The 10,077-nt window shown below is 71.8% G+C and carries 10 protein-coding genes and 1 pseudogene; 7 read left to right on the forward strand and 4 right to left on the reverse strand.

Translation table 11 applies throughout. The features are described 5' to 3' along the window. Positions 1-425: 425 nt before the first annotated feature. On the forward strand, positions 426-896 hold the full coding sequence (locus tag B9S61_RS01965) for a DUF5709 domain-containing protein (RefSeq protein WP_103540632.1): 471 nt from the start codon (positions 426-428) through the stop codon (positions 894-896). Between the two features lie 60 nt (positions 897-956). Beyond that, positions 957-1,211, forward strand: a complete 255-nt coding sequence (locus B9S61_RS01970; RefSeq protein WP_103540633.1) for a type B 50S ribosomal protein L31 — start codon at positions 957-959, stop codon at positions 1,209-1,211. Positions 1,212-1,231: 20 nt separating this feature from the next. On the opposite strand, the gene B9S61_RS01975 is transcribed toward B9S61_RS01970, so the two are convergent. Continuing rightward, positions 1,232-2,026 (reverse strand): metal-dependent hydrolase, encoded by a 795-nt coding sequence (locus B9S61_RS01975; protein ID WP_103540634.1) that lies wholly within the window; start codon positions 2,024-2,026, stop codon positions 1,232-1,234. A 115-nt stretch (positions 2,027-2,141) separates the two neighbouring features. On the opposite strand from B9S61_RS01975, the gene B9S61_RS01980 reads away from it, so the two are divergent. After that, positions 2,142-4,685 (forward strand): RNA helicase, encoded by a 2,544-nt coding sequence (locus B9S61_RS01980; protein ID WP_103540635.1) that lies wholly within the window; start codon positions 2,142-2,144, stop codon positions 4,683-4,685. A gap of 19 nt (positions 4,686-4,704) precedes the next feature. After that, positions 4,705-5,571 (forward strand): acyl-CoA thioesterase II, encoded by an 867-nt coding sequence (locus tag B9S61_RS01985; RefSeq protein ID WP_103540636.1) that lies wholly within the window; start codon positions 4,705-4,707, stop codon positions 5,569-5,571. Position 5,572: 1 nt separating this feature from the next. On the opposite strand, the gene B9S61_RS01990 is transcribed toward B9S61_RS01985, so the two are convergent. Both B9S61_RS01990 and B9S61_RS01995 read right to left on the reverse strand, forming a co-directional pair. Further along, positions 5,573-6,508, reverse strand: coding sequence for a DUF6397 family protein (locus B9S61_RS01990; protein ID WP_103540637.1), 936 nt, complete (start codon positions 6,506-6,508; stop codon positions 5,573-5,575). Positions 6,509-6,634: 126 nt separating this feature from the next. After that, positions 6,635-7,042, reverse strand: coding sequence for a roadblock/LC7 domain-containing protein (locus tag B9S61_RS01995; protein ID WP_103540638.1), 408 nt, complete (start codon positions 7,040-7,042; stop codon positions 6,635-6,637). Between the two features lie 117 nt (positions 7,043-7,159). Between B9S61_RS01995 and B9S61_RS02000 the strand changes: the two genes are divergently transcribed. Together B9S61_RS02000 and B9S61_RS02005 are read left to right on the forward strand one after the other, a co-directional pair. Next, positions 7,160-7,588: a PPOX class F420-dependent oxidoreductase gene (locus tag B9S61_RS02000; RefSeq protein ID WP_103540639.1), complete on the forward strand. Its 429-nt coding sequence runs from the start codon at positions 7,160-7,162 to the stop codon at positions 7,586-7,588. 241 nt (positions 7,589-7,829) lie between these two features. After that, the gene (locus tag B9S61_RS02005) at positions 7,830-8,429 is read left to right on the forward strand and encodes a class I SAM-dependent methyltransferase (RefSeq protein ID WP_103540640.1); all 600 of its coding nucleotides are present in this window, start codon (positions 7,830-7,832) and stop codon (positions 8,427-8,429) included. A 22-nt stretch (positions 8,430-8,451) separates the two neighbouring features. Here B9S61_RS02005 and B9S61_RS02010 read toward each other — a convergent pair whose 3' ends face one another. After that, positions 8,452-9,333 (reverse strand): oxygenase MpaB family protein, encoded by an 882-nt coding sequence (locus tag B9S61_RS02010; protein WP_181007193.1) that lies wholly within the window; start codon positions 9,331-9,333, stop codon positions 8,452-8,454. A 307-nt stretch (positions 9,334-9,640) separates the two neighbouring features. Between B9S61_RS02010 and B9S61_RS02015 the strand changes: the two are divergent. Beyond that, a pseudogene (locus tag B9S61_RS02015) lies at positions 9,641-10,077 on the forward strand (hypothetical protein); the annotation flags it as partial.

A 10,077-nucleotide genomic window follows, 5' to 3' on the forward strand; every position in this document is an offset into this window, starting at 1 on the left:
CGGCACGGGACAGCGGGCAGACCGACCGGGCGCCGGGACACCCCAGCGGGCCGGAGTGCGAGGCCGGTATGCCGCGCCGGCCGAAGGGCCTGTCGCAGGAGGTGGGCGGGGTTCCAGCACGCCCCGGGCGTCCGTCTGTGGGCCAGATGCCTCGGGGCTGTCCGGTGCGCGGCGGAACGCCTGTGCGTGCGGGCCGGGCGGGGGTGAGGGGATTCACCCCGGCCGCCGGGAGGGGCCGGTGCGCCCTGACCGGGGGCGTCCCGTTGCGCGGTGGGGAGCTCCGGTGGAAGGCTGGAGTCAGGCACCGGCTCGGGGAGCGCCCGGATCCTGACGGACCGGGAACGGGCGACGCCAGTGCCCCGTTCGGACCGCCCCGGCGCGGGCGGCGGTGGGAACGGGCCCGTCCCCACCCCCTGGAGGTAGCCGTGAACAGCTCCGACGGTTGGGGAGACGATGTCTACCAGCCCGACGGGTCCGAGGTTCAGGACGACGCCGGACTGCTCGACGCCGAGGACACCCTGGAGAACGACGGCGTCGCCGACCCCCTCGACCGTGGCTGGTCTCCTCCGGAGCGGCCCCTCGCGGTGGAGCACTACGGCGTGACGGCGGCCGAGCGCCACGAGGGCGAGACGCTCGACCAGCGGCTCGCCGAGGAACAGCCGGACCCCGCCGCCCGGGACGGCGACGGACTCGGGGATTCGCCGGGCACGGACGGGGAACTCCTGGACAACGAGGTCGGAGCCGCGCGCTCCGGCCGGCTCGTGGCCCCCGACGAAGGGGCTCACGAGGACGACGAGGAGGCCCTGGTGGCCACGGACATCGGCATCGACGGCGCCGCCGCCTCCGCCGAGGAGGCCGCCGTGCACGTCGTCGACGAGGACAGTCTGCCCGGCTGAGCCCGCACCTCCTCCGCCGCAGCGCCGGCCCGAGTCGCCCGAGTCGCCCGAGGAGCATTCATGCAGCAGGACAAGCACCCCGACTACCGTTCGGTCGTCTTCCGTGACCGTAACGCCGGCTACGCCTTCCTCACACGGTCCACCGCGACCAGCGACCGGACCATCGAGTGGGACGACGGCGAGACCTACCCGGTGGTGGACGTGGAGATCTCCTCGGAGAGCCACCCGTTCTACACGGGCAAGGCCCGCACGGTCGACACGGAGGGCCGCGTGGCCCGCTTCGAGCGCCGGTACGGCGGGGAGGGCACCGGCTGAGGCCCGGTGAGCGGCGTCCCTCAGATCACGTTGAGAGCCACCGCGCCGCCGACCCCGCCCAGCAGCATGAACACGGGCATCAGCACCTTCAGCTCCACCCAGCTGCCCGCGCGGAAGCGCAGCACCTTGGGCGGGCCGATCGGGTACCAGCGCTTGCGGCCCACCGGTATGGGCCACAGGACCGGGCAGCCGGAGACGGTCAGGGCGTCCCCGATGTCGTGCACCAGCGCGCCCAGCACGATCGGCAGCCCCAGCCACAGGTACTCCTGGCCGGGTGCGGTGAACAGCCAGTCCGAGCCGTTGCCCGGCTGGTCCAGAATGTCCGCGATGATCCAGGCGCTCGCCGCCGCCAGCAGCCACACCAGGACGTCGCTGCTGGATCCGCGGGTCGCCCGCCACAGCAGGCCCTCGATGGCCAGCACCATGTGCACGAAGAGGATGGCCAGTACCGCCCAGCGGCCACCGGTGATCGCCAGGGCCGCGGTGCCCCCGCCGATGAGAACGGCCCAGAGCCAGGTGTGGGTGAGGGTGCGGTGCCCGCCGGAGCGGCGTGGGTCGCCCGGCTTCCTGGTGGCCTTGTAGACGGCGTACGACAGCTTGTCGACGATCTCGCACAGCCAGCGGGACACAGGGCCGAAGGCCCGCGAGATGGTGGCCGCCTTGTGGTCCAGGTCCGGGGCGAGCGCGGCGCCCGCGCAGATCAGGGCGCCGGCCAGGAGCACCGGCCAGGGCATCGGCTGTCCGGCCGCGGTCACCGCCGCGCCGACGCCGAGCCAGGCCGCGGCGCCCGACAGTGAGTGTGCTGGTCCCATCATCGCCGTTGCCCGCCCCATCCCTCGTTCGCCACTGTCCGGTTGACCGGTCGTATGGACGCCCCGCCGGCGACACAGCGTAGCGTTCGCGGTCTTCGGGCTCGAAGCCGATTCCCGCATCGGGCTCGCGGGCAGGCAAGATGGGGGCGTGACCCTCATCGATCAGCTGCCGCCGACCGCCGACCCCGACGCCCTGTACGAGGCCTTCGAGTCGTGGGCCCAGGAACGCGGTCTCACGCTCTATCCCCACCAGGAGGAGGCGTTGATCGAGGTGGTCTCCGGCGCGAACGTGATCGTGTCGACGCCCACCGGTTCCGGCAAGAGCATGATCGCGGCGGGCGCCCACTTCGCGGCCCTGGCCCGCGACGAGGTCACCTTCTACACCGCCCCCATCAAGGCGCTGGTGTCGGAGAAGTTCTTCGAACTGTGCAAGATCTTCGGCACGGAGAACGTCGGCATGCTCACCGGCGACGCCTCCGTCAACGCCGACGCCCCGGTCATCTGCTGCACCGCCGAGGTGCTGGCGTCGATCGCGCTGCGCGACGGCAGGCACGCCGACGTGGGTCAGGTCGTGATGGACGAGTTCCACTTCTACGCGGAACCGGACCGCGGCTGGGCCTGGCAGATCCCCCTGCTGGAGCTGCCGCAGGCGCAGTTCGTGCTGATGTCGGCGACGCTCGGCGACATGTCCTTCTTCGAGAAGGACCTCGCCCGCCGCACCGGCCGCCCCACCGCCTTGGTGCGCTCGGCGACCCGGCCGGTTCCGCTGTCCTACGAGTACCGGTACACACCGCTCACCGAGACGCTCACCGATCTGCTGACCGTCCGGCAGGCGCCGGTCTACATCGTGCACTTCACCCAGGCACAGGCGGTGGAGCGGGCGCAGGCGCTGACGAGCATCAACATGTGCACGCGCGAGGAGAAGGAGCGGATCGCCGAACTCATCGGCAACTTCCGTTTCACCACCAAGTTCGGCCGCAATCTGTCGCGCTACGTCCGGCACGGCATCGGTGTGCATCACGCCGGCATGCTTCCCAAGTACCGGCGGCTGGTGGAGAAGCTCGCCCAGGCGGGTCTGCTGAAGGTCATCTGCGGAACGGACACGCTCGGTGTGGGCGTCAACGTCCCCATCCGCACGGTGCTGTTCACGGCCCTGACCAAGTACGACGGCACTCGCGTACGAACCCTGCGGGCCCGTGAGTTCCACCAGATCGCGGGCCGCGCCGGACGGGCGGGCTTCGACACGGAGGGCTTCGTGGTGGCCCAGGCCCCCGAGCATGTGGTCGAGAACGAGAAAGCCCTGGCGAAGGCCGGCGACGATCCGAAGAAGCGCCGCAAGGTCGTGCGCAAGAAGGCGCCCGAGGGTTTCATCGCCTGGAGCGAGCAGACCTTCGACAAGCTCATCGGTTCCGAGCCGGAGCCGCTGAACTCCCGCTTCCGCGTCACGCACACGATGCTGCTGTCGGTGATCGCCCGGCCCGGCAATGCCTTCGAGGCGATGCGCCGGCTGCTGGAGGACAACCACGAGCCCCGCAAGCAGCAGCTGCGGCACATCCGGCGGGCGATCGCCATCTACCGCTCGCTGCTGGACGGCGGCATCGTCGAGAAGCTCGACCGGCCGGACGCGGAGGGACGCATCGTCCGGCTCACCGTGGACCTGCAGCAGGACTTCGCGCTGAACCAGCCGCTGTCCACGTTCGCGCTGGCCGCGTTCGAACTGCTGGAACCGGAGTCGCCGTCGTACGCGCTGGACATGGTCTCCGTGGTGGAGTCCACACTGGACGATCCGCGCCAGATCCTCGCCGCCCAGCAGAACAAGGCGCGCGGCGAGGCCGTCGCCGCGATGAAGGCCGACGGGGTGGAGTACGAGGAGCGCATGGAGCGCCTCCAGGACGTCACCTACCCGAAGCCGCTGGAGGAGCTGCTCTTCCACGCGTACGACACCTACCGCAAGAGCCACCCCTGGGTCGGTGACCATCCGCTGTCGCCCAAGTCCGTGATCCGGGACATGTACGAGCGGGCGATGTCCTTCACGGAGCTGGTCTCCCATTACGAACTGGCCCGCACCGAGGGCATCGTGCTGCGCTACCTCGCCGGCGCCTACAAGGCGCTGGAACACACCGTCCCCGACGACCTGAAGTCGGAGGACCTGGAGGATCTGATCGCCTGGCTGGGCGAGATGGTGCGCCAGGTCGACTCCAGCCTGCTGGACGAGTGGGAGCAGCTGGCCAATCCGCAGGAGATGACCGCCGAGGAGGCTCAGGAGAGGGCCGACCAGGTCAAGCCGGTCACCGCCAACGCGCGGGCCTTCCGGGTCCTGGTCCGCAACGCCATGTTCCGCAGGGTGGAGCTCGCCGCCCTCGACCAGGTGCGGGAGCTGGGGGAACTGGACGCGGACGGGGGCTGGGACGCCGGCGCCTGGGGCGAGGCGATGGACAAGTACTGGGACGAGTACGACGACCTGGGCACCGGCCCCGACGCCCGCGGCCCGAAGCTGCTGCTGATCGAGGAGGAGCCGGAGAACCGGCTGTGGCGGGTCCGGCAGATCTTCGACGACCCGAACGGGGACCACGACTGGGGCATCAGTGCCGAGGTCGACCTCACCGCCTCCGACGCGGAGGGCCGCGCCGTCGTCCGTGTCACCGATGTCGGCCAGCTGTGAACCCAGGAGAATCCCACCCATGACCAATCCGGCCGAGAGCCTCGTCGCCCTGCTCGACCTGGAGCAGATCGAGGTCGACATCTTCCGTGGCCGCAGCCCGCAGGAGTCGTTGCAGCGGGTCTTCGGCGGGCAGGTGGCCGGGCAGGCGCTGGTCGCCGCCGGCCGCACCACCGAGGGCGACCGTCCGGTGCACTCCCTCCACGCGTACTTCCTGCGTCCGGGCCGGCCCGGGGTGCCGATCGTGTACCAGGTCGAACGGGTGCGGGACGGGCGGTCGTTCACCACCCGCCGGGTCACCGCGGTGCAGCAGGGCCGCACGATCTTCAATCTGACCGCCTCCTTCCACAAACCTGAACAGGGGAGTTTCGAGCACCAGCTGCCGCCGGCCCGCAAGGTCCCGGACCCCGAATCGCTGCCGACGGTGTCGGACGAGATACGTGAGCATCTGGGCGTGCTTCCGGAGCAGTTGGAGCGAATGGCGCGTCGGCAGCCCTTCGACATCCGCTATGTCGACCGGCTGCGCTGGGACGCCGCCGAGGTCGAGGGCGCGGAGCCGCGCAGCGCGGTGTGGATGCGCGCGGTCGGCCCGCTCGGCGACGATCCGCTGGTGCACACCTGCGCCCTGACCTACGCCAGCGACATGACCCTGCTGGACGCGGTACGGATCCCGGTGGAGCCGCTGTGGGGGCCGCGTGGCTTCGACATGGCGTCGCTGGACCACGCCATGTGGTTCCACCGCCCGTTCCGGGCGGACGAGTGGTTCCTGTACGACCAGGAGTCGCCGGTCGCCACGGGCGGCCGGGGCCTGGCCCGTGGTCGGATCTACGACATCGAGGGCCGGATGCTGGTGTCCGTCGTGCAGGAAGGGCTGTTCCGGGCGCTGTAGGTCACCGGTTTCCGCGGCGCCAGCGGGCGAGCAGGCCTCGGGGTGTTCCGCGGGCCGGTCCGGCGGCCGGGAGTGTCCGCCGGTGGTCCGGACCGGGGCAGCGGGAGGCGGGGCGGGGTGCCGGCCGGTGTTCCCGTGCCCTGTGCGTCAGCCGGGTCAGTTCGGACTGCAGCCAGGCGATCTCGTCCGGGTCCTGGGCCGTCATCAGGTCCTCCGAGAGACGGGCGGCCGGCGATCCGGGGGATCCGTGGGAGAGCGGCGCCTCACGGAACCGGTGCAGACGGGACCGGTCGCAGGGGTCCGTGACGGCCTGCGACACATGGAGCGGGTCGAGCAGCGACGCCACGGCACCGGCCCGCGCCCAGGGGCCGTCGGCCTCGCGGAGCAGGAAACCCAGGTGCCGGGTGCGCCAGTTGCGGGGGCGCAGGTCGAGACCGGCGTCGAGCTGGCTCCTGAGCCCCTCGGGCAGGCGCCCGGTCAGCAGTGGCGTGTTCTTGTCGTCGGCTGCGAACAGCCGTAGTTCTTCCGCCAGGTAGAGCCAGACCACGGCGCGGTAGCGGTTCGGGCAGAACCTCACGGGAACCAGCAGTCCCATCCGCGCCAGACGGGTGAACCGGATCCCGGGCACCTCCATGAGAGCGGCGCCCTCCGTGGTCCCCACGGCACGCACGCTCCGGCGCAGGTTCTCGGGAAACCCCGCCCCGGCGCGGAGCCGCTCGATCTCGGCCCGGGCGACACGTCGGCCCTCTCCGCCGTCACCGGGGGCCGTACGCACCCGGCCGAGATGCACGGCGAGGTCGAACTCTGTGCGTTTGAGACCTAGTTCCCGGGCCGCTCGGCCGGCCGTGATCCATGCGTCGCGGTTTCCCGTGGCCCGCTCGGTGACGGCGGTGTCGGTGTCGGTGACCTCGTGCGTGAGGGTGTGGTGTCCGGGCATGCTCGGCTCCCCCGTGGAGTGTTCTCGGCCGGCGCCGGGTGCGCCCGCCGAGAAGAACCGTAGCCGCACGGTCACGCTTCGTGACAGACCTGTGGACAACTCCGTACGCGAGCACGAAACCCCAGGTCAGAGGTCATCTCTGGGGTCCGGTCTGCGGGCGTCCACGCCCAGGTGTTCGCCGACCCGGTTGACCAGCAGCGTCATCTCGTAGGCGATGCGGCCGATGTCCACCTCGGCGCCGCTGAGTACGCACAGACAACTGCCGGTGCCGGCGGCGGTGACGAAAAGTACCGCGTCGTCGAACTCGATCATCGTCTGGCGCACCCCGCCCGCGCCGAAGTGCAGTCCCGAGCCCTTGGCTAGGCTGTGCAGTCCGGACGACACGGCGGCGAGGTGCTCCGCGTCCTCACGGCGCAGTCCCGTGCTCGCGCCCGTCACCAGCCCGTCGTTGGACAGGACCAGCGCGTGCCGTACGTGTTCGACGCGTTGGGTCAGGTCGTCCAGCAGCCAGTCGAGTCTCTTTTGGTGCCCCATGCCGTGAGTCCCCCTGATCTTGCCCTTGGTCTGCCCCGTGTGCCGTCCCCTCCGCCCGGGAGGGTCCCCGCGCCAGCCTTCCCCACGACCGGGCGCCGGGCAAGGAGGATGGAAGCCATGGGACACAAGATGACCGAGGAAGAGTGGCGGGAGTTCGTCTCGTACGGAACCCGCACCGCCAAACTGTCCACCGTCCGTGCCGACGGCAGCCCGCACGTGGCGCCGGTCTGGTTCCTGCTCGACGGGGACGACGTGGTGTTCAACACCGGGAAACGGACCGTGAAGGGACGCAACCTGGCACGTGACGGGCGGGTCGCCCTCTGCGTGGACGACGACCGGCCGCCGTTCGGCTTCGTGGTGCTGCGGGGACGGGCGCGGCTCTCGGAGGATCCCGAGCGGCTCCGGCACTGGGCGGCCCGGATCGGCGCGCGGTACATGGGCGAGGACCGGGCCGGGGAGTTCGGGGAGCGCAATGCCGTCCCCGGCGAACTCCTGGTCCGCGTCACCGTGGAGAAGGTCGTGGCGGAGACGGGCGTCGCGGACTGACAACGGATGCCCGCGGGAACGTGCTCCCGCGGGCATCCCACCGAGTCGGACAGCCGGGCGGTGCGCGTCCGCCCGGCGCACTCGGCGAACCGGACGAGCACCTTCGCCAAGGCGTGGGCGCGTGAACGAGCGCGCCCCGGCAGCGGCAGGAATCCGGCGCGGCAGCGCACCGGGGCGAGCCCACCGGGCCGCAACGTGTACGCGGCGGTGCCGCCCGGCCCGGTGGGGGATCATGCGGGGCATGAGCGACGACCACACACACGTCCAGGACTTCTTCACCGCGCGTGCCGCCGACTGGGACCACCGCTTCCCCGACGATGGGCCGGCGTACGCGGCCGCGGTCGCCGCACTCGGTCTGCGCAAGGGCGACCGGGTGCTCGACGCGGGTTGCGGCACCGGGCGCGCCCTGCCTCCGCTGCGGGCTGCGGTGGGGCCCACGGGCGTGGTCGTCGGCGCCGATCTGACCGCCGCCATGCTGCGGGCGGCGGCACGGGCCGGACGGGACCGTGACGGGACGCTGCTGCTGACCGACGTCGCCGCGCTGCCGCTGCGCTCCTCCTCGCTGGACGCCGTGTTCGCGGCGGGGCTGATCGCGCACCTGCCCGACCCGGCCGGGAATCTCCGGGAGATCGCGCGGGTGGTGCGGCCCGGCGGCGTGCTCGCGCTGTTCCATCCCATCGGCAGAGCGGCACTCGCCGCCCGCCAGGACCGCACGATCACCCCGGACGACCTTCGCGCGGAGCCGAATCTCCGTTCTCTGCTGACGCGTTCGGGCTGGCGCATGACGTCGTACACCGACGAGGACACCCGGTTCCTGGCGCTGGCCGTACCCGCGGACTGAACACCCGCCGTGCGCCCGTCGGTCAGTCCGGCCGCCGTACCGGGCAGCCGCGCAGTCCGGGCACGGGGCTGGTGCCCAGGTCCGCCGTCCGGTAGCCGTCCGGATAGCTCTTGATCTCCCGGTTCTGCCGGGCGAAGTGCGGGGCGCGGCGGGGCGGCAGGAGCCGGACCGCGCGGCCCCGCAGCCTTACCGCACGACGCACCCACGCGCGCGTGGCCGCGCTCGGCGGTGTGTAGCGGAAGGCGCGCAGCAGCGGTTCGTCGAGCAGCGCGAGCGTGGCCGCGCGCAGTACGGGGGCGAGCGGGCGCGGGTACCAGGAGGCCATGAGATCGAGGGTGGCGTCCGAGACCCGCCGCGCTCCCTCGTCCCAGTCGAAGTGCGCCTCCTCGTAGGCGTCCAGGCAGCTTTCGAACTCCTCGTAGGACCCTGGGATGTCCTTGATGCCCATGTGCCGGCCGAGGGTCCGGTAGTGGACGGTACCGGCGACGATCTCGTGCCGCGACAGCCTGCGCCATCCGTAGGCGTCGATCCACCGCCTGGGCATCACCACGAACGTGCACAGGACGTACCGCATGTCGTCGTCGGGGATGTCGTAGGCGTGGTGCATGCGGTTGATGCGGCGGACCGCGGTCCTGCCCTGCGCGCTGCCGAATCCGTGCTCCACGACGGCGTCCAGGAGGAGCGAGGTGTCGTCGTAGCGCTTCTGGGAGCGGTCGGTGAGCTCCCCCGTCGCGGCGAGCAGGCGCCCGATCCGGGGCACCGCGTAGGTCCGGTAGAGGGCCAGTTCCAGAGCCCGGGTGTAGTCCCAGGGGAACTCGTAGGCCGAGCTGAGCCGGTAGATCTCCGTGGCCTCCCGGTAAGGGTCCATCCGCCGGATCCGTTCCAGCCGTTCGAAGCGCCGCACCGAGCCACCCCTCCTGCCGACGGAGCAGCAACTATACGTGGAGTAGCGGGACACGTACGGCCGGCGAGGGGAATCCGCGCGGGGGAGGGTGGTTCCGGCCGGGAGGAGGTCCGCGGGATCTCGAGCGGAATGCGTGTTCCCGGGCGCCGCCGGGGCCGCCGGCCGTCCGGTCCGCCGGCCGGTGACCGGTCGATTCGCCCCGTCCGGCCGGAAACCCGCAGCTCCGGGTGCGGCTGCGGGGTCGTGACAAGGGGCTCGGGGTCGGCATATGGTGCGCGCCGACGGACCAACCGATGGGGAGGCTGGGATGGCCGGGACGGATGAGGAAGCCGTCGCCGCCGCGGACGACGCGCTCTACGTGCTGACGGCGGCGCTGCTCACGCCGGCGAAGTTCCCGAGCGTGCTGGGCGACGACTATCCGGAGGCGTGTGCGGCGCTCGGTCTTCCGCCGGTCGCGGACGGGTACGGGCTGGTGCTCGGCCAGGACGGCGACGGCGCCCGGTGGACCGTCGTCGTCGACGACGTCTCGCTGGTCGCCGTCGCGATCGCCTCCTGGGACTGCGGCATGGAGCACGACCTGTCGCCGGACGAGCGCACGGTCGTCACCGCGCTGCCGGGCTGGCCCCTCGCGGTCGCCGTCGCGGCGCCGGATGTGCCCGCGCCGCACGATCCCGGCCCCGACGTCGCGGACGGGTCCCCGCTGACGCCGCCGGACGCCGCTGTCTGGGGTCCGGCGCAGCGCCG

Source organism: Streptomyces sp. SM1 (assembly GCF_002910825.1).
GTDB classification, from domain to species: domain Bacteria; phylum Actinomycetota; class Actinomycetes; order Streptomycetales; family Streptomycetaceae; genus Streptomyces; species Streptomyces okerensis.